At 40.0% G+C, this 18,095-nt stretch carries 16 protein-coding genes and 8 tRNA genes; 2 read left to right on the top strand and 22 right to left on the bottom strand.

From position 1 onward, the window contains the following. From HW098_RS07610 to HW098_RS07590, 5 genes are all read right to left on the bottom strand, one after another. Positions 1-3,846 (bottom strand): YSIRK-type signal peptide-containing protein (locus HW098_RS07610; RefSeq protein WP_176139727.1); only part of this gene is annotated, 3,846 nt, incomplete at its 3' end. A 414-nt stretch (positions 3,847-4,260) separates the two neighbouring features. Beyond that, a complete protein-coding gene (locus HW098_RS07605) occupies positions 4,261-6,225 on the bottom strand; it encodes a peptide ABC transporter substrate-binding protein (protein WP_176139726.1) in 1,965 nt (654 codons plus the stop codon). Between the two features lie 138 nt (positions 6,226-6,363). Beyond that, a complete protein-coding gene (gene rpmH / locus HW098_RS07600) occupies positions 6,364-6,498 on the bottom strand; it encodes a 50S ribosomal protein L34 (RefSeq protein ID WP_000831905.1) in 135 nt (44 codons plus the stop codon). A gap of 154 nt (positions 6,499-6,652) precedes the next feature. After that, positions 6,653-7,867 carry a pyridoxal phosphate-dependent aminotransferase gene (locus tag HW098_RS07595; protein ID WP_000666459.1) on the bottom strand — a complete coding sequence of 405 codons (1,215 nt, stop codon included), beginning with the start codon at positions 7,865-7,867 and terminating at the stop codon, positions 6,653-6,655. Positions 7,868-8,023: 156 nt separating this feature from the next. Further along, positions 8,024-8,317 carry a hypothetical protein gene (locus tag HW098_RS07590; protein ID WP_166736878.1) on the bottom strand — a complete coding sequence of 98 codons (294 nt, stop codon included), beginning with the start codon at positions 8,315-8,317 and terminating at the stop codon, positions 8,024-8,026. 161 nt (positions 8,318-8,478) lie between these two features. Between HW098_RS07590 and HW098_RS07585 the strand changes: the two genes are divergently transcribed. Next, positions 8,479-8,931, top strand: coding sequence for a universal stress protein (locus HW098_RS07585; RefSeq protein ID WP_031223038.1), 453 nt, complete (start codon positions 8,479-8,481; stop codon positions 8,929-8,931). A gap of 136 nt (positions 8,932-9,067) precedes the next feature. Here the strand turns inward: HW098_RS07585 and HW098_RS07580 are convergent, their stop codons facing one another. Further along, positions 9,068-10,459 (bottom strand): Cof-type HAD-IIB family hydrolase, encoded by a 1,392-nt coding sequence (locus HW098_RS07580; protein WP_176139725.1) that lies wholly within the window; start codon positions 10,457-10,459, stop codon positions 9,068-9,070. A 65-nt stretch (positions 10,460-10,524) separates the two neighbouring features. Between HW098_RS07580 and HW098_RS07575 the strand changes: the two genes are divergently transcribed. Then, positions 10,525-11,487 carry an asparaginase gene (locus HW098_RS07575; RefSeq protein ID WP_176139724.1) on the top strand — a complete coding sequence of 321 codons (963 nt, stop codon included), beginning with the start codon at positions 10,525-10,527 and terminating at the stop codon, positions 11,485-11,487. Here HW098_RS07575 and HW098_RS07570 read toward each other — a convergent pair. The 16 genes from HW098_RS07570 to HW098_RS07495 form a co-directional block, all read right to left on the bottom strand. Then, entirely contained in the window at positions 11,472-11,765 is a 294-nt protein-coding gene (locus tag HW098_RS07570) for a hypothetical protein (RefSeq protein ID WP_176139723.1), read from the bottom strand. The two genes, HW098_RS07575 and HW098_RS07570, sit on opposite strands and share 16 nt — an antisense overlap. Before the next feature lie 63 nt (positions 11,766-11,828). Beyond that, positions 11,829-12,839, bottom strand: coding sequence for a catabolite control protein A (gene ccpA, locus HW098_RS07565; RefSeq protein ID WP_049511250.1), 1,011 nt, complete (start codon positions 12,837-12,839; stop codon positions 11,829-11,831). 319 nt (positions 12,840-13,158) lie between these two features. Continuing rightward, a complete protein-coding gene (locus HW098_RS07560) occupies positions 13,159-13,758 on the bottom strand; it encodes a response regulator transcription factor (RefSeq protein WP_173307385.1) in 600 nt (199 codons plus the stop codon). After that, positions 13,759-14,856, bottom strand: a complete 1,098-nt coding sequence (locus HW098_RS07555; protein WP_176139722.1) for a sensor histidine kinase — start codon at positions 14,854-14,856, stop codon at positions 13,759-13,761. After that, positions 14,856-15,593, bottom strand: coding sequence for an ABC transporter permease (locus HW098_RS07550; RefSeq protein ID WP_176139721.1), 738 nt, complete (start codon positions 15,591-15,593; stop codon positions 14,856-14,858). Before HW098_RS07550 ends, HW098_RS07555 begins: the two co-directional genes overlap by 1 nt. A 1-nt stretch (position 15,594) precedes the next feature. Further along, positions 15,595-16,491, bottom strand: a complete 897-nt coding sequence (locus HW098_RS07545; RefSeq protein WP_176139720.1) for an ABC transporter ATP-binding protein — start codon at positions 16,489-16,491, stop codon at positions 15,595-15,597. Then, positions 16,478-16,672: a hypothetical protein gene (locus HW098_RS07540; protein WP_176139719.1), complete on the bottom strand. Its 195-nt coding sequence runs from the start codon at positions 16,670-16,672 to the stop codon at positions 16,478-16,480. Before HW098_RS07540 ends, HW098_RS07545 begins: the two co-directional genes overlap by 14 nt. Continuing rightward, positions 16,669-16,875, bottom strand: a complete 207-nt coding sequence (locus HW098_RS07535; RefSeq protein WP_176139718.1) for a hypothetical protein — start codon at positions 16,873-16,875, stop codon at positions 16,669-16,671. The genes HW098_RS07540 and HW098_RS07535 overlap by 4 nt, the downstream gene beginning before the upstream one ends. 490 nt (positions 16,876-17,365) lie before the next feature. Next, a tRNA-Pro gene (locus HW098_RS07530) sits at positions 17,366-17,439 on the bottom strand. 15 nt (positions 17,440-17,454) lie between these two features. Next, positions 17,455-17,528, bottom strand: a tRNA-Arg gene (locus HW098_RS07525). Between the two features lie 9 nt (positions 17,529-17,537). Further along, a tRNA-Leu gene (locus HW098_RS07520) sits at positions 17,538-17,623 on the bottom strand. Positions 17,624-17,630: 7 nt separating this feature from the next. Continuing rightward, positions 17,631-17,702, bottom strand: a tRNA-Gly gene (locus HW098_RS07515). Positions 17,703-17,724: 22 nt separating this feature from the next. Further along, positions 17,725-17,797: transfer RNA gene (locus HW098_RS07510), tRNA-Thr, on the bottom strand. An 18-nt stretch (positions 17,798-17,815) separates the two neighbouring features. Then, positions 17,816-17,897: transfer RNA gene (locus HW098_RS07505), tRNA-Leu, on the bottom strand. 5 nt (positions 17,898-17,902) lie between these two features. Further along, positions 17,903-17,975: transfer RNA gene (locus HW098_RS07500), tRNA-Lys, on the bottom strand. A gap of 24 nt (positions 17,976-17,999) precedes the next feature. After that, positions 18,000-18,072: transfer RNA gene (locus tag HW098_RS07495), tRNA-Asp, on the bottom strand. Positions 18,073-18,095 lie beyond the last annotated feature (23 nt).

Below are 18,095 nucleotides of genomic sequence, written 5' to 3'. Positions count from 1 at the left end.
TTTTCCTTCGTCAAGTAATTTTTTATCTGTTACTTGTGTGCCAGCTGGTACTTTGACAGCGTCTTTGATTGCTTGTTCATCTTCTGCTTTTGTGACTTTTGAATCTTTAACAGGTGTTTCGCTTAGTTTCGCTGTGTCTGCTGTTGGTGTTGTTGTCGCTGCAGTGTTCCCTTCTACTGGCACTTCTACTACATCTTTGCTTCCGTCTCCGTAGGTTACCTCTACTTTAACTACTGGTTTGCCTGCGTTATTTGCTCCACCGTTTGCACTTTGGTCTGTACCTTCTACTACTTTTCCTTCGTCAAGTAATTTTTTATCTGTTACTTGTGTGCCAGCTGGTACTTTGACAGCGTCTTTGATTGCTTGTTCATCTTCTGCTTTTGTGACTTTTGAATCTTTAACAGGTGTTTCGCTTAGTTTCGCTGTGTCTGCTGTTGGTGTTGTTGTCGCTGCAGTGTTCCCTTCTACTGGCACTTCTACTACATCTTTGCTTCCGTCTCCGTAGGTTACCTCTACTTTAACTACTGGTTTGCCTGCGTTATTTGCTCCACCGTTTGCACTTTGGTCTGTACCTTCTACTACTTTTCCTTCGTCAAGTAATTTCTTATCTGTTACTTGTGTGCCAGCTGGTACTTTGACAGCGTCTTTAACTTTTTGTACATCTTCGTCTTTTGTTACTTGCGAATCTTTGACAGGTGTTTCACTTAGTTTCGCTGTGTCGGCGGTTGGTGTTGTTGTCGCTGCAGTGCTCCCTTCTACTGGTACGTCAACTGTTCTTGTAATACCATCATGAGTTACTGTTACTGGAACAACTGTCTTGCCACCTTTTTCTGCAATTTCCCCATATTCTACAGTGTAAGTATTATCTAAATCCTTACCGTTTGCTGTTACTTTCGCTTTTACTGCATCTCTATCAGCTTGTTCTGTTAAGTTTTCTCCTACTTTAGGTACAACAGAAATTTTCGCTGCTCCATTTTTCACCCCTAATGTAAAATCTTCTGCTTTACCTGATAAAGCTAACCGTGCTTGTTGTAATTTATCAAGAGCATCATCCACTTCTGGTTGAGTAGCATCTTGCTTATCATACACTTCTTGAGCTTTTTCTAAAGCGGCATCGTAAGCTTTTTTCTTAGCGACATCTGTTTCTTTAGCATAAGCTGGTGATTTTTTAACAGCGTCATCTTTGTTCAAATCGATTTCTGCTTTTAAAGCATCTTTCGATACAGGTACAGCAACCTCTTTTCCTGTTAATTCTTTAATTGCTTTTGCTAGATTGTCAATTAAAGTAGCTACTTCTGATGTACCAGCTGCATTTTCTGGATCAGCTGTATTTTTATCTGCTACTTTTGAAGCTGCATCTTTCGCTTTATCAAAAGCGGTTTTCTTATCTTGAGCTGCTGTATTATATGTTTCCGATTCCTTAACTTTTTTAGCTTCTGCTACTAATTGTTGTAGAGAATCCATCTTAGAATCTAACTCTTGAGCTCTTGTCACAATAGTATCAATTTCATCTTTATTTCCAGCTTCTTTTAACAACTCTGTTAATTCCGTTTTTTGAGCTTCATTTAAATGAAGTAAGTTTCCAATTGTTGCTATTGCTTTGTCTCGAATTCCTTTTATTTCAGCATCTTCTATAATTCTATCTAATTGAGCTTTTGAGTCAGCAGCATCAACATCTTCTTTATACTTCCTTTTATCTTCTTCCGACAATCCAGGAATTTGATCAATTTTCTGTTTATACTCTTCTTTTAACTTATTCGCTTCTTCTTGAGCTTTTTGAGCTTCATTTTGAGATTTTTGTGTCTCAGCTTCTTTTAGAACTTTCTCTACCTCTGCTACAGTAGTTTTTCCATCAATCTGTGTTTTGTATTCATCAGCTGTTGGATTTTTTAGAGAATCTTTAATTTGATCAATTTTTTCTTTTGTAGATGTTTTTGCATTTTCTAAGTTTTTAGCATCTGCTTGTTGACCGATTTTATCAAGTAATTCTTTTGTATAATCAGCCGCTTTATTTCCAGTTCCGTCTCCATCTGCTGGATCTGTAATAGCTTGATTGTCTACTTGTTTTCTTAACGCTTCTTTTTCAGCTTCTGTTAAATACTTAGCTGAGTTAATTTTATCTTTTACTTGACGTTTTTTAGCTTCAATCGCTTTTTCATTTTCTGAATTTTTAGCAATTGCAGCATTTACAACATTATTTATATCGTCTTGAGTTGTTTTTCCAGTTAATTGATTTTTATAGTACTCTTTTTCTTTTGGAGAAAGATAAGTTAAATCTTCAATGGCTTTTTTACCTTTTTCAATTGCTGAATCCACATTTATGGTAACTTTTTGTTTAAAAAGATGCTCTTTTGGGATATACGGTTTTGGCGTTGTATCATCTCCTACAATAAATCCCTTCCCATAATCAGCACCAGAACGTGTAATAAAAGGAGAAATGAATTTCCCAATGAATTTATCTGATACCCCTTCGCCAACACTGATAATCTTATTTTCATTAAGTTTCATTCCATTTATAGCATAAAAATTCTCCACAGCTTTTTCAAGCTCATCAAGCTTGATGTTGTTTATATCTTCTACTGGATAAGGATTTTTCTTATAGCTATACCCACTTCTTTCTGCTGCTATCGTCTCCGCAGCATTTGGATCTTCATAAACAAGAGAAGTTCCTGGAATTACATCTGTAGAATCATCTTTATATGTAATTGTTGCAGTTCCATCATTTCCAATTTTGATACCCTCTTTGCCATCCTTCAAATTATCTACAAATTTATTTTGATCTTCTGGAAGAGAACTACTAGTATTATCTTGGTTCACTTCCCAAATTTTCTCTTTTAATTTATCTTTTTCTTTTTGTGTTAAACTCGTAGTATTTCCTACACCAAGTCTATCTGGAAGCTTAGGTTCAAAAAATTCCTTATCCTTGTAAAGTGGTGGAACCTCTACTGTAGAAACCTTGAAATGACTTAGAAATGATAATCCACGTCCAACTTTAACACCCGCACCAAAATCTAATGTATATTTCCCATTTTTTAGAGTTGGGTCAATAACTTTGTATGTCGCTTCAACTGTGACGCTTTCGTGAGCTGCTCTTTCCCAATCAGAATACATACTTCTCGTATTATTTCTGAAAGAGTCATAAATACCTTGGGCACTTGGACTTCCATCTATAGAATCCCCAACTCTCCACCAAAACATACCATTAAGGTCTCCACGATAAGTCCAACCACGTTCACCAGTTGCATCGTTGTAACGGTTAGAACTCTTTGGATTCCCAGCATCAAGCTTATCCGACATATCCTTGTTTTGATAACGTGAACCTACAGAGTTAGATCCTGAGACCCAAGGTTTATCACCTGTCCAACTCGTCATTTCCCTACCAGTCTCATTGCTTCCATTATACAAAATGATCTTCGTAGGTTCCGTCACCCCTACTGGCGTTGTAAACCAAAAATCTGGACGACCACTATATTTCGCTACTCGAGTCCCATTGAAACCACCGTTATATTTATAAGTAACAGTTACATAGGGATTTGTTTTGCTATATTTTGACCAATCAACTTTTATATCTATTTCTTGATCTACGTTTACTCTATCATGAACTGAACTATCTGGCGCAGAAAATGGTGTGTCTCCTTTATTAGAGTACAAAGTAGTAACATTTCCACCCTGTTGATCTCTAAATGTCACCAGTGCCGCATCTACGACATCTGGGGTCGTAGCCGCCCCAACTAAAGATGCCCCTATCAAACACGACGCTGCTCCAAAGCTAAACTTTCTAATCGAAAACTTTTCCACACGCTGCCACATTTGCTTGGAGCGTTTCTGCGTTCTCTTATACTTCATTCTTTGATCTCCATTTTTTATTTTTATTGCTTCTTATTCAAAAAGCTGATGCACTACAATAAAACTTTATTATAATATATCTACTTTAGGTGATAAGAATATACGTACATTATAGCATAAAATCCCCCCCCCGTCCACTTTTAGCCTCATTTTTACTTTAATTAAAATATATAGAAATTTACCTTATTTGCTATCGTTTTGTCACTAATTTCTTATACAGATTTATAAATTTTAATCGATTCCTATTCAAAAACATAAAACAAGTCATTCTAGCTATCTGAAGCCCTATCCACCTCCAGTTACTTCATCAAAAGTAAAAAATAAAAAAAGACCCTACCAGAACCAAAAAGCGTCTGGTAAGGTCTTTTTCTAAATCCAGTCACTAGGCTTAACTAAAAAGCATGACTAGCAATGTTATTGAATGTGGCTAGCTAAATCTTCCTGAGCTTTTTTATTTGACTCAGCTTTTTCTTTTAACCATTTTTCATAGAGTTCTTGGTACTGTTTCGCAGTTACCGGCTCTTTTTGCAGTTCAACATATTTGTAGTTGTCAGCATCTCCCTTATGACCAACGAAAGAGAAAGCTCCTGTAAACGGTACAGTCTTACGGAAGATTGGGTTGGCTCCGCCACTTTGAACTGGTAGGAAGAGGGCGCTGTCAGTCAACCAAGCTTGGACTTCAGCAAATTTTTCATAACGAGCCTGAGTATTTTCAACTTCGCTATCTGCTTCATCTAGTAACTTTTTGTAAGCAGAAAGTCCAATTTTTTCTTTTACTTCATTATCTTTTCCAGCAGTTAACCCAATATTATTAAGCTGTGAACCTGACTCTGGATCCAAGAGATCAAGATAAGTTTTCGGATCTGAGTAATCTCCACTCCAACCTGAAATATCAATGTCATAGTCCTTTTGTTCAGCTGTATCTGCAAAGAATGTAGCTTGATCCTTCTCGTCTGGAGAAAGTTGAATCACGTCAATCACAATGTTGTCCGCCCCAAGGGTTTCTTCCACTGTCTGCTTAAAGGAACTTGCTTGTTGCACATCTAACTTGGCCGTCTGGTCAACTGGCATATCCAAATGAATTGGGAAGGTCACGCCTTCTGCTTGCAAGGTTTCTTTAGCTTTAGCAAATGCTGCCTTGGCTTTTTCAGCATTTAAAAAGGCAGGTTGCGCATCATTCAAATTGATATTCGACCACTCTGTACCATAGTTAATAATCTTTTCATTGACAATATCTCCAAAATTTTTACCACCGATTTGGACAAAATCACTTGGGATAAGCGTGTTACGCAAGATACGGTCTGCTCCATATTCACCATTTGTCTGCGCTGCATAAGCATGACGGTCAAAGGCAAAGTTGACAGCCTGACGGAAATCCTTATTTTGCATGGCCGCAAGTGAATCTGTCTTTTCCTTATCAGACTGTTTCATGGTCTGCTTGTAACTTTGACGATTAACATTAAAGAGATAATAGAAGGTAACTGAGTTCTGCGGTGTATAGGTAATCTTGTCCTCATTCCCTTTTTTCAACTGATCAAACACTGAGCTTGTCGGGAAGATACGACCGTCCGAGTAGTTCCCTTCCAAAAATCCTCTCGCCAAACTATCTTGGTCAGAACCGTCAAAGAAAGAGAGCTTCACTTTCTCAATTTTCACATTATCCTTGTCCCAATAATTAGGGTTTTTATCAAATTCAATCAAAGATTTTGATGAGAAAGATTTAAACAAGTAAGGACCATTTGATAAGATACTGGATGGTGTCACACTTCCAAAGTCATCTCCCTTAGATTTCAAAAAAGCCTCATTTACCGGACTCAAAATGCCCCCAGTAGTCTTAGAATTCCAGTAAGATTCCGGCTTATTCAAAGTATATTGAAGAGTATAGTCATCCACTGCCTTAACACCAACAGTCTCAAAGTCAGATGTTTCCCCCTCAACGTACTCTGCGAGGCCCTTGATAGAGTCTTGGACCAAGTACAAGTTTTCAGCCTTTTTATCAGCTGCATACTTGAGACCTGTCACAAAGTCATGAGCCGTTACATCCGCATACTCTTCGCCCTCTGAAGTGTACCATTTCGCCCCCTGACGGATTTTATAAGTGTAGGTCAAACCATCTTTTGACACCGTCCATGACTCAGCCATAGATGGAATGAGATTACCATACTTATCATTTTCTAACAAGCCATCAATCAAGTTAGTCGTGATACTAGAAGTGGAACCACGTGTTGACGTAATGTAGTCCAAGGTATCAGGATTACTAGTAAATACATAAGAGTAGGTTTTCTCAGCATTACTTGATTGGGAAGACCCACACGCTGCTAAAGCTAGACCTGCTGTCAAAGCCATAGCTCCAAAAAGCATAACTTTTGATTTCTTCATGATTATTCTCCATTTTTTACAGTATGTGAAATATTATACACCATTTAAGCAAAAATATAAAGCCTTTTTGAACTTTTTTACAAAAATAAAAATCAGTAGACTCGAGTTCCTACTGATTTTTGTTATGGTTCGTTTGGATTATGCAGCCAAAACTTTGCGTCCTTTACGACGACGAGCTGCCAATACGCGACGACCGTTTTTAGTTGACATACGGTTACGGAATCCGTGTTTGCGCGCACGACGAAGTTTACTTGGTTGATAAGTACGTTTCACGATGAATACCTCCTCATAGATTTTGTATTCGTTTAGCCGGCTATAAAGTGATCAGTTACTAAACATACTTTACTATTCTATCTGATTCTTTCACTTTTGTCAATAGCTCAAGGCAAATGTTTCCAGCTTTTTGGCGCTTTTTCGAATGTAAGCCCTATCTACGATACTGTTTCAAGAAACGAGTCATCTTTTCTTGGATTTGGGCTAGTTCATCAACACGAGGAAGGTAAACGATACGGAAGTGGTCTGGTTCCTTCCAGTTAAAGCCGCGACCATGAACCAATAGAACCTTTTCCTGCTTCAAGAAATCAAGGACAAACTGCTCATCATCATCGATACGGTACATATTGCGGTCGATTTTAGGGAAGATATAGAGTCCAGCCTTGGGTTTAACAGCAGACAAACCTGGAATCTCTTGAATGGCATTATAAATGAAATTTCTTTGCTCATAAATTCGTCCACCAGGAAGGAGCAATTCATCAACTGATTGGTGACCACCTAGTGATGTTTGTACGACTTGCTGGGCCAAAACGTTAGAGCAAAGGCGCATATTGGATAGCATATTGAGCCCTTCGATATAGCCCTTGACATGAGTCTTAGGACCAGACAAGACCATCCAACCCACACGGAAACCAGCGATACGATGGGATTTTGACAGACCATTCATGCTAACACAGAAGACATCTGGTGCCAAGCTCGCCACAGGCGTATGCACATGTCCATCCATTACCATGCGGTCATAAATTTCATCCGCAAAGATAATCAAATCGTTTTGACGGGCAATCTCAATAATCTCCAACAAGAGTTCCTTAGGATAAAGGGCTCCAGTTGGATTATTTGGATTGATAAGGACGATTGCCTTGGTATTGGAAGTGATTTTTGACTTGATATCGTCAATATCTGGGTACCATTCTGCAGCTTCATCACAGATATAGTGAACGGCATTTCCTCCAGCTAGGCTGACAGCTGCTGTCCAGAGAGGATAGTCTGGCATTGGCACTAAGACCTCATCCCCGTTGTCCAAAAGCCCCTGCATGGACATGACAATCAACTCACTGACACCATTTCCAAGGTAGATATCATCAATATCTACGTTTGGGAATTTCTTCAATTGACAATACTGCATAATAGCCTTACGGGCTGAGAAAATCCCTTTGGAGTCAGAATATCCTTCACTATCACGCGCATTCATAATCAAGTCATGAATGACCTCGTCTGGCGCTGTAAAGCCAAATTCTGCTGGATTTCCTGTATTCAGACGTAAAATCTTTTCTCCGTTTGCTCGCATCCGCATGGCTTCTTCCAAAACAGGACCACGGATATCATAAGCAACATGCTCTAACTTACTAGACTTGTTATATTCTTTCATCTTGTTTCCTCAATTCATCGAGATAGTAACATTATACCACTAGAAAGAAAATGCGACAAGTTTACTGAAATGTGTTACTAAAATCCTACAGAAGAAAAACCTCACTAAAAGCGAGGTCAAACAGGGGAGATAGCAGGTATTTTGCGAAAAAACACATCACATACCAAAAGATAAACCTAGAAAAAGCAAGCCTAAAAAGGAGTCATAAAGAAGATTGAACATGAGGAAAAGTCCCCATATCATCAAGTAATCCCAACGCCCACTTCGTTTTGCAACTAGGAATAAGATTAGATGGTAGAGTAGGTGAAAGACTAAAAATCCGATAAACCCTGGATAAAGAAACGGTACCAGACTCTCTAATTGCCAGATCATGACAACTTCTACCAAGACTGACACTAGGATAATTCCATAATAAAGGAAATTTGATGTTTGAAAAGAGTTTTTCATCATTCTCCCTCCCTTCACTTCTTTCCTGCTATCCTTTCTTTTATTTTATCATATATTTATATAGATTTTAATCGCTAACATTCTTTTAAAAAATACTTTTTTTGCTTTACTTCTATAGTGAAAAGGTTTACAATGATAGTAAGAAAATTTCAGGAGGTTTCATTATGGCACAACGTTACCAAAATATCATGGTCGCAATCGATGGTTCTAAAGAAGCGGACTTGGCTTTTATCAAGGGAGTTCATTCTGCTCTACGAAACGACGCTAAACTCACCATCGCCCATGTCATTGACACACGCGCTCTCCAAAGCGTATCCACCTTTGATGCTGAAGTTTACGAACAACTCCAAGTTGACGCTGAAAGTCTGATGAAAGAGTACGAAAAACGTGCTAAAGATGCTGGTGTGGCAGATGTTCATATCGTCATTGAAATGGGAAATCCAAAGACCCTACTAGCACGTACTATTCCAGATGCTGAGGAAGTGGACCTCATCCTAGTTGGCGCAACTGGTCTCAACGCCTTTGAACGCCTCTTGGTCGGCTCTTCATCTGAATACATTCTCCGCCATGCTAAGGTCGATTTGCTGGTTGTGAGAGAACAAGAAAAAACCTTATAATTACAAAGAAAAGGAGCTCAGCGCTCCTTTTTGTTTACTATTTATACTCTTCGAAAATCTCTTCAAACCACGTCAACGTCGCCTTGCCGTACTCAAGTACATCCTGCGGCTAGTTTCCTAGTTTGCTCTTTGATTTTCATTGAGTATTATTTCTCTCTTTATGGCGTTCGTAAGCCTTGAGCTGGCGCTGCAGTTCCTTTTTAATAGCAGGTTCTGGAGCATATTTTTCTTCCCAATCATCTGGTTTTAAGATTTTATGGGTCACTGGATCAAAATGAGCCTTGCCATCTGGAAAAATTTTCCCCATATTAGCCTGATGAACAATATCAAAAATACGTTCTGGGTCCACCCCCATCAAGACAAAACTACCGTAGGTGAAATAAAGCGTGTCAATCAAGGCATCCACTTGCCCTACCAAATCTTGCTGAGCAGGCGTCTTCTTAGCTACTTTATCTGCCGCCTTATCAAGAGCCTGATGAAGTTGCGATAGAGCTTGACCAAAGTCCTCTTCAGAAGGGCTGGCAGCTCGAACAAACTCCACCAATTCTTCTATTTTAAAGCCAGCCCTATGGGTTGCACCTTCTAAATCCCAAGCTCGAGGTTCTTCTTGAGTCCGTTCATCCATCATGTGGTGGAAGGTTTTAACCTTATTGAAATGATAGTCACGGCTGACAAAGACTTTTTCTGAAGACAAAACACCAAAATGTTCCAGGGCCTTGTGGATTCCGTCTTGTTGATTGCTAGTGGTAATGTGCTTGGCAACTTCCTTAACACTGCTACTACCATTTCCCATAGCGACCGACATACCGACACCAGCCAGCATTTCAAGGTCGTTATCTGAGTCCCCAAAGGCCATGACTTGATTAAGGTCAAAGCCATATTCTTTTCCAACTCGGCGAATGCCTTCTAATTTAGAATTTCCCTGATTGATGACATCCGCTGCAAAAGGATTGCTACGTGTCAATTTCAAGTCTTCAAAATCAGCTGCCGCCTTCTCAGATTCTTCTGGTGTCATCAGCATCAAAACTTGGTAGATAGGCTGATTCATCAGATGAAGCAGGTCTTCTTCCTTTTGGGGAACAACCTTGCTGACCATGCGATTAAACGAATGACTCACTGTTCGGGTTAAAACAGAGGGAACGAAGCGACTGATTCGTTGGGAAAAAGAACCCAGACCAAAGGACATGATTTTGGAACCCAGCATGGCATCCTTGGTCCCTAGGGCAATCTCCTTGCCCTCTTTTTTAGCATAGCTAATTAGATGGCGCAAATGTAACTTGGAAATTGGGCTCGTGAACAAGACTCTTTCTTTATTAAAGATATACTGGCCATTATAGGTTACCGCAAAATCCAGATCCAAATCGTCCATCAATTCCTTAACAAAAAAAGGTCCTCTCCCTGTCGCTACGCCAACTAGTACCCCTTGTTCTTTGACAATCTTAATCGCGTCCTTAGTGGATTTCAAAACACTCTTGCGATCGTTGACCAAGGTTCCATCGATATCAAAAAAAACAGCTTTGACTTCCATCCTATCCCAATCTCCCCTTTTGTGATACAATGATTATACCACATTTCAGAAAGAGTGAGTAAATCATGCCTAAGAAAATCCTTGTTTTACATACGGGTGGGACTATTTCCATGCAGGCCGATGCTTCTGGCGCTGTTGTGACGAGTTCAGATAATCCCATGAATCATGTGTCCAATCCTCTTGAAGGAATCCATGTCCACGCCTTGGACTTTTTTAACCTGCCAAGCCCTCATATCAAACCCAAGCATATGCTGGCCCTCTACCAGAAAATTAAAGAGGAAGCTGCTAACTACGATGGAGTGGTGATCACACACGGGACCGATACTTTAGAGGAAACAGCCTATTTCCTTGATACCATGGAAGTTCCCCATATGCCTATCGTTCTAACAGGTGCCATGCGCAGCTCCAATGAACTCGGCAGTGATGGTATTTATAATTATCTGAGTGCTTTAAGGGTGGCTAGCGATGACAAGGCTGCTGACAAAGGAGTTTTGGTCGTTATGAACGATGAAATCCACGCTGCCAAATATGTCACCAAAACACATACGACTAACGTCAGCACCTTCCAGACTCCAACACACGGTCCACTTGGTCTGATCATGAAACAGGAAATCCTCTACTTTAAAACAGCTGAACCTCGTGTTCGCTTTGACCTTGATCACATACAAGGATTAGTCCCTATCATCTCTGCTTATGCTGGTATGACAGATGAGCTGATTGATATGCTGGATTTGGAACAATTGGACGGTTTGATTATCCAAGCCTTCGGAGCTGGTAATATTCCCAAAGAAACGGCTCAAAAATTAGAAAGCCTTCTGCAGAGAGGAATCCCAGTCGCCCTGGTTTCACGATGCTTTAACGGTATCGCTGAGCCTGTTTATGCCTACCAAGGTGGGGGCGTGCAGTTGCAAAAGGCAGGTGTCTTCTTTGTTAAAGAACTCAACGCCCAAAAAGCCCGTTTGAAACTCCTCATTGCCCTCAATGCCGGACTAAAAGGGCAGGCTTTGAAAGACTATATGGAAGGGTAAGTCTCTTCGAAAATCTCTTCAAACCACGTCAGCTTCACCTTGCCGTATGTATGGTTACTGACTTCGTCAATCTTATCTACAACCTCAAAAACATGTTTTGAGCTGACTTCGTCAGTTCTATCTGCAACCTCAAAACAGTGCCTTGAGCTGACTTCGTCAGTTCTATCTGCAACCTCAAAACAATGTGTTGAGCTGACTTCGTCAGTTTCATCTACAACCTCAAAGCAGTGTGTTGCGCAGCCTTTAACCAGCCGCCTAGTCCGCTCTGTGATATTCATTAAGTCAACATCTCTTGTTTAAGAGCAAAAAATCAGGAAATCTGCACGATTCCCTGATTTTTTCTATTTCCGTTTTCGTGTTGAGCGACGTTCTGTCAAACCATGAGGTAAGAGAACTTCACGTTCTTCCAACTCTTCCTTGTGCATAATCTTGGTCAACATACGCATACTAATGGCACCAAGGTCATAAAGAGGTTGGGCAATCGTTGTCAAGTTTGGACGGGTAAAGCGTGAGATTTGTGAATCATCACTAGTAATAATCTCAAATTCTTCTGGTACTGACACACCTTTATCAGCAAGACCGTTCAAGACACCTGCCGCCAACTCATCACCTGTCACAACTGCTGCAGTTGCATTTGATGAAATCAAACGCTCTGCCAAGGCGTAACCATCATCATAGCTATATTTAGATTCAAATACCAAACCCTCACTATAAGCGATTCCTGCTTTTTTCAAGGCTTCCTTGTAGCCAACTAAACGAACCTTACCATTGATGTCATCCACTAGCGGACCGCTAACGAAAGCAATACGCTCATTTTCTTTAGCAAGGTAACTCACTGCATCAATCGTTGCTTGCTTGTAGTCAATATTGACACTTGGCAACTGGTGCTCAACATCGACAGTTCCTGCTAGAACAATCGGAGTACGTGAACGCGAAAATTCTGAGCGAATTTTATCTGTCAAGTGATAACCCATAAAGATAATGCCATCTACCTGCTTTGAAAAGAGGGTATTGACAACAGAAACTTCTTTCTCGTTATCTTCATCGCTATTAGCTAGGACAATATTGTACTTGTACATTTCTGCAATATCATCAATCCCCTTAGCCAAACTCGAAAAATAACCATTGGTAATATTTGGAATCACGACACCGACAGTGGTTGTCTTTTTACTTGCAAGACCACGCGCAACTGCATTTGGACGATAATCCAATCGATCAATTACCTCTAGCACCTTTTTACGGGTATTCTCTTTTACATTTTTATTGCCATTGACCACACGACTGACCGTCGCCATGGAAACACCTGCTTCACGAGCGACATCATAAATGGTTACTGTATCATCTGCATTCATTCCTTTTCCTGCCCTTTCTATCCCACACATTCTTTTACAAGTAGAGGCACCGATTGAAGCTCTACATCTACTTACAAAAGTGAAGATGTGAAAATTTCGTTTTCATGTTTCTACTTATTCCATTCTATCACTAATTGTAAACACTTTCAAGTGTTTTTTGAAGATTGATTGAAAAAATTTCATAGAAATCGAAGATTTAGCTCCTTGCTACCACCTTAGACGAAACAAAAAGGAGGAAACCAAGCCCTCCTAAAGTTAGGTATTGTTCCATTCAATCCCACCAATTTTAGCACATAATGGTTTTCGAGTTATGATAGTATCACAACCAACCAGATTCTTTCGCTATATTAGCTGCCTCTGTTCGATTACCAGCATCTAGTTTCGAAAGAATATTGGTGACATAGTTTCGGACTGTTCCGTTTGATAAATAAAGTTGATCTGCAATTTCTTGGTTAGACAAGCCTTGAGCAATTCCCTTTAAAACAGCAATCTCTTGTTCTGTTAATGGATTGGGATGCGTCATCACCACTTCCATCAATTCAGGCGAATACTCCTTGCCTCCTTCGAGGACAGTATGCAAAGTTTGCATGAGGTCTGCAATGCTTCTTTCTTTCAAGACATAAGCATCTACTCCAGCCTTGACTGCACGTTCAAAATACCCTGGGCGCTTGAAAGTCGTCACTACAACCACCTTTGTTTCAAGCTTTTCTGCTCGTATCCACTCCAAGACTTCAAGACCTGTCTTCACAGGCATCTCTACATCAAGAATGGCAATATCTACGGACTCTTTTTCTAAGAGTTGTATTGCTTCTTGCCCATTCTTGGCTTGTAAGACAGACTCCACGTCCGGTTGAAGTGTGAGCAATTGACACATGGCATCTCGCAACATACTTTGATCTTCTGCGACTAATACTTTCATCTACTTTCTCTCCTTATAAGGTAGTCGAACTTGCACTTCTGTCGGTTGTTTCTGACTAATTACCTTTACTTCTCCCGAAAATGGAAGAACACGATCTCGAACTGTATGGAGGTCATCCCCCTTTATAGAAGTAAAGCCACAGCCATCATCTCTCACTGTTAAAATGAGTTCTTTCTCTGTCCGTTCTAATTTTAAGTAGACTTTAAACGCTTTAGCATGTTTGATGATGTTGGTCACTAATTCAAGCAAAATCATGGAAGCCGTTGACTCCAATTCCTGAGTTAAGCTAGCTGTATCTAGTTGATTAGCTATTTCCACCTCAATTCCAGCAATTTCTAACATCTTTTTCACAGTCTCTAGTTCGGATGTCAAAGTTCTAGACTTAAGATTTTCCACAATGGTTCGCACTTCATTCATGGAATCCTTACTGATCTGGTGAATTTCTTTTAATTCCTTTTCCACCTGTGGATAAGCCTCCATCTGAAATAACTGCAAGGCTAAATCTGTCTTGACACTCAACATAGCAAAGGTATGTCCCAAGCTATCATGCAAATCTTGGCCGATACGACTGCGTTCATTTTCAGCAAGCAATAGATTTATCTGGGCATTTTGCTTAGCCTGTGCTTCTTTCAAATCCTCCACAATCCGAATCCGAACCAAGCCAAAAGTCATTAAATCGACAAAAGCAAGAATTACAAGTAGATAGAATAGAAACTCAACTTCGATTCTCTGAAAAATCAACAGTTGGCCCACAACTAGGACTTGAGCAAGAAGAAATGTCCATACATGTAAAGACTTTAAACTACGTACGCCAAAATGATAAATTAAGAGATTGGAAAGAAAAAAGAAAAACCAGATATAATTCACAGCAACAAAGGCGGTATTCCCAGCTACATAGACCAGCATGATCCCCCAGAAAAGCCATGATATGCGCTGGTTCTTAGTTATTAAAACACCCAAATACGTCACTACAAATAGAATATCAACCAATAAATGCCAAGCAGGAAGCTCCCCAATCACTACAGGTAAGATGGGAAAAAGCATAAAAATCAAACTTGCCCAAAACATATAGTGTATGCTTTTCAGTCTTTCAAGCATTAAGCATTCTCCTTATGACCTTGAAGGTAAATGGTCAAACCAAACAAAACTGCTGAAAAAACAAGTAGATAAACTGTGGCTGATAGATTGATGCCACCCTCGTTTAAGAAGGTCTTGATCAACTCCATCAACTGATAGGTCGGGAGACACTTACCGACTGCTTGCATCCAGTCTGGAAATAAAGAGATAGGCATCCAAAGTCCACCTAAAACAGCCAAGCCTAGATAAAGAAGATTACCCACGACAGACATCAGCTGACTAGTTGGTAAGAGAGTCAAGGTCAAACCAATCGCTACAAAGGCAATACTTCCCATAATCAGCAAAATCGCAGCTCCAACCCAGCTTGCTAAAGGCATATCCACACCTCTTACAAAATGCCCAACTGAGAAAACAACTAGGATTGAAACCAGATAATCAACCAGCATACTTGTTATCTTTGATAGATAATATTCTACCATATTTACAGGGCTATGACGCAATATTTTCTGCCAGTTGTTCATCTTGTCGGTATGTAAGACAGCTGGGAATGAGAAGATAGCTGTCGACATCATGGAAAAGGCTGTCATGGAGATGAGGTAGTCACGCATAAAATTCGCTGGTTCACCTGGTGTGTCCTGGTACATGCCAGAAAAGAATAAATAGAAAGCTGTCGGCATCCCTACGGATAATAGATAATAGACTAATTGTCGTTTGGTCAATAGAAATTCTATCTTGTTTAGTGCGGTCCATCGTTTCATCTTAGTCATCTCCCTTTTGTGTTTCTTCTTGTGTTTCTTCAAAGATTGTATCCAACAAGCTACGATTATTGACTTCAATTTCTTGAATCCTACATCCTGCTTGCACTAACAGTTCCCAGAAAGCATTTGCCTCTCGTGTGACTACTTGCAGAGCATCTTGTTTTTGTACCCACCTTTCAACCAAGACTGACTTCTCAACGACTTCCTTGTAAGCTAGAGGAAAGATAAAATGCTTTTCAATCTCCTCACTACGCATAGCTAGAGGCGTCGTGTCACGAATCAATTCTCCCTTATTTAAAACCAAAATCCGGTCAGCTGTATGTTCTACCTCTTCGATGTAATGGGACGAATAGAGAATGGTAACTCCCTGCGCTTTTAGATCCTGAACAATTTCCCAAAAACGTTGGCGGGTTGAGGTATCCATGGCCGCAGTTGGCTCATCTAAAAAGACAAGTTTTGGTCGGCCAATCAAGGTCAAGACAAAAGAGAAAAGACGCTTTTGCCCACCTGACAATTTTTCTGCAAATTGCTCTTTTTGTTGCTTGTCAAACTGCAATAGTTGATCGATCTCCTGGTTGCTCAAGGGATTTGGATAGATACGTTGAAAGAAAGCAATCAACTCTTTTACCTTTAGTTTTTGAACGATTGCATTCTCTTGAGGGAGGTAGGATCTTGTATAGTCTAACTTAGAACTTATCACTGGTAAACCTTGAATAGATACTTGACCGCTTGTGACTAGTTTATCTCCAAGCAAACAATCTAAGAGTGTTGTCTTTCCGGCACCATTTGGACCAATTAAGGCAACACATTCGCCTTCTGCCACCTCAAAGGAAATATCCTTCAAAATAGCCTTGCCCTTGATATTTTTATGTAAGCCTTGAACCTTAATCATGTTCATGATATTCTCCTTTCAGCCACTCCTTTCCCATCGGAAAGACGATAAAAATCATAAATCCAAAACCCCAGGCACCACGGATGAATTGGTGAAGGAAGGCTTGATCAAACCAACCTGTAAACATTTCTACCAACCATACCAAGAGTGACAGACCAATAAAGAAATAGATGGTCCCTCTCTTCATTCCTCAAGCTCCTTTTTCACATCTCCGACTAATTTCAAACCTTCTCTAACAAGCCAAGACATCATTCCAAAGCCAGCAAAGACCTCCCAAGGAAAATGGTAGAAACTCTCATCCAATCCCGAAAACATGAGATAGGTCATAACTCCTGCTGCTACTAGACTTACAGCGATAATCATTTTATTTCTCATCTCTTCTTCCTCCATTTCATACTACAATTATAGTCTTTTGAAATCAGAGAAGATAGAAGCTTCTGTCACTAGAAAATATGACAAATGTCATAAAAAATTCTGTTTAAAACAAGCAAGATACACTATACAATAAAACACAATTAGAAAAATCTAAGGCAACTTCCTCAAAAGAGATATCAAACCCAATTCACACCATAATGTAAACTAATACTTATTTAAAATCAAAAAGAGTAGAAATTTTTATCAGATACACACATATATTATAGGTGGAGCAAAAAAAAACTCTTCAATTACTTTCTTAAAAGTTTGTAAGAATTATACAATCTGTTAAATTTTAATTTATGTACCTAAACTACAGTATTCATTGAACAAATCAGGAAACAAAAAAATATACGCGATCAAAATGAATTGCTGAAAATCAAAAAAGAGAGAACCAAACTGATCCTCTCTTAATGTATATAATACCTAGTTTTAAAAATACACACTCACGTATCTCTGTAATGTATCGGGAAGACAGGATTCGAACCTGCGACACCTTGGTCCCAAACCAAGTACTCTACCAAGCTGAGCTACTTCCCGAGTTAAATAGAAAAATGCACCCTAGAGGAGTCGAACCTCTAACCGCCTGATTCGTAGTCAGGTACTCTATCCAGTTGAGCTAAGGGTGCTCTATATTATGCCGAGGACCGGAATCGAACCGGTACGATCGTTACCAATCGCAGGATTTTAAGTCCTGTGCGTCTGCCAGTTCCGCCACCCCGGCCTCTCTAAGCGAACGACGGGATTCGAACCCGCGACCCCCACCTTGGCAAGGTGGTGTTCTACCACTGAACTACGTTCGCACTGTTTTCTTCTATCTAAAAATGCCGGCTACATGACTTGAACACGCGACCCTCTGATTACAAATCAGATGCTCTACCAACTGAGCTAAGCCGGCTCATTTATTATATCTTAATGCGGGTTAAGGGACTTGAACCCCCACGCCGTTAAGCGCCAGATCCTAAATCTGGTGCGTCTGCCAATTCCGCCAAACCCGCATATATGACCCGTACTGGGCTCGAACCAGTGACCCATTGATTAAAAGTCAATTGCTCTACCAACTGAGCTAACGAGTCTAAAATAACTTCCGTTATCTTAAACGGTCCCGACGGGAATCGAACCCGCGATCTTCGCCGTGACAGGGCGACGTGATAACCGCTACACTACGGGACCTTTGGGAGTTAACGGGATCGAAC

The sequence above is a fragment of the Streptococcus sp. 1453 genome, assembly GCF_013276955.1.
Classification (GTDB): Bacteria; Bacillota; Bacilli; order Lactobacillales; family Streptococcaceae; genus Streptococcus.
Note: the sequence above shows the minus strand (reverse complement) of the source record. Positions and strands in the feature narration are given on the sequence as shown.

What these genes read in the sequence shown, in the direction of transcription:
- HW098_RS07590 (WP_166736878.1), bottom strand. Translation starts at nt 8,317, where the DNA reads ATGATGAAAAACTCTTTTCAAACATCAAATTTCCTTTATTATGGAATT.
- HW098_RS07550 (WP_176139721.1), bottom strand. Translation starts at nt 15,593, where the DNA reads ATGAAACGATGGACCGCACTAAACAAGATAGAATTTCTATTGACCAAA.
- HW098_RS07555 (WP_176139722.1), bottom strand. Translation starts at nt 14,856, where the DNA reads ATGCTTGAAAGACTGAAAAGCATACACTATATGTTTTGGGCAAGTTTG.
- HW098_RS07545 (WP_176139720.1), bottom strand. Translation starts at nt 16,491, where the DNA reads ATGAACATGATTAAGGTTCAAGGCTTACATAAAAATATCAAGGGCAAG.
- HW098_RS07585 (WP_031223038.1), top strand. Translation starts at nt 8,479, where the DNA reads ATGGCACAACGTTACCAAAATATCATGGTCGCAATCGATGGTTCTAAA.
- HW098_RS07560 (WP_173307385.1), bottom strand. Translation starts at nt 13,758, where the DNA reads ATGAAAGTATTAGTCGCAGAAGATCAAAGTATGTTGCGAGATGCCATG.
- HW098_RS07605 (WP_176139726.1), bottom strand. Translation starts at nt 6,225, where the DNA reads ATGAAGAAATCAAAAGTTATGCTTTTTGGAGCTATGGCTTTGACAGCA.
- HW098_RS07580 (WP_176139725.1), bottom strand. Translation starts at nt 10,459, where the DNA reads ATGGAAGTCAAAGCTGTTTTTTTTGATATCGATGGAACCTTGGTCAAC.
- HW098_RS07570 (WP_176139723.1), bottom strand. Translation starts at nt 11,765, where the DNA reads ATGAATATCACAGAGCGGACTAGGCGGCTGGTTAAAGGCTGCGCAACA.
- HW098_RS07575 (WP_176139724.1), top strand. Translation starts at nt 10,525, where the DNA reads ATGCCTAAGAAAATCCTTGTTTTACATACGGGTGGGACTATTTCCATG.
- ccpA (WP_049511250.1), bottom strand. Translation starts at nt 12,839, where the DNA reads ATGAATGCAGATGATACAGTAACCATTTATGATGTCGCTCGTGAAGCA.
- HW098_RS07540 (WP_176139719.1), bottom strand. Translation starts at nt 16,672, where the DNA reads ATGAAGAGAGGGACCATCTATTTCTTTATTGGTCTGTCACTCTTGGTA.
- HW098_RS07595 (WP_000666459.1), bottom strand. Translation starts at nt 7,867, where the DNA reads ATGAAAGAATATAACAAGTCTAGTAAGTTAGAGCATGTTGCTTATGAT.
- HW098_RS07535 (WP_176139718.1), bottom strand. Translation starts at nt 16,875, where the DNA reads ATGGAGGAAGAAGAGATGAGAAATAAAATGATTATCGCTGTAAGTCTA.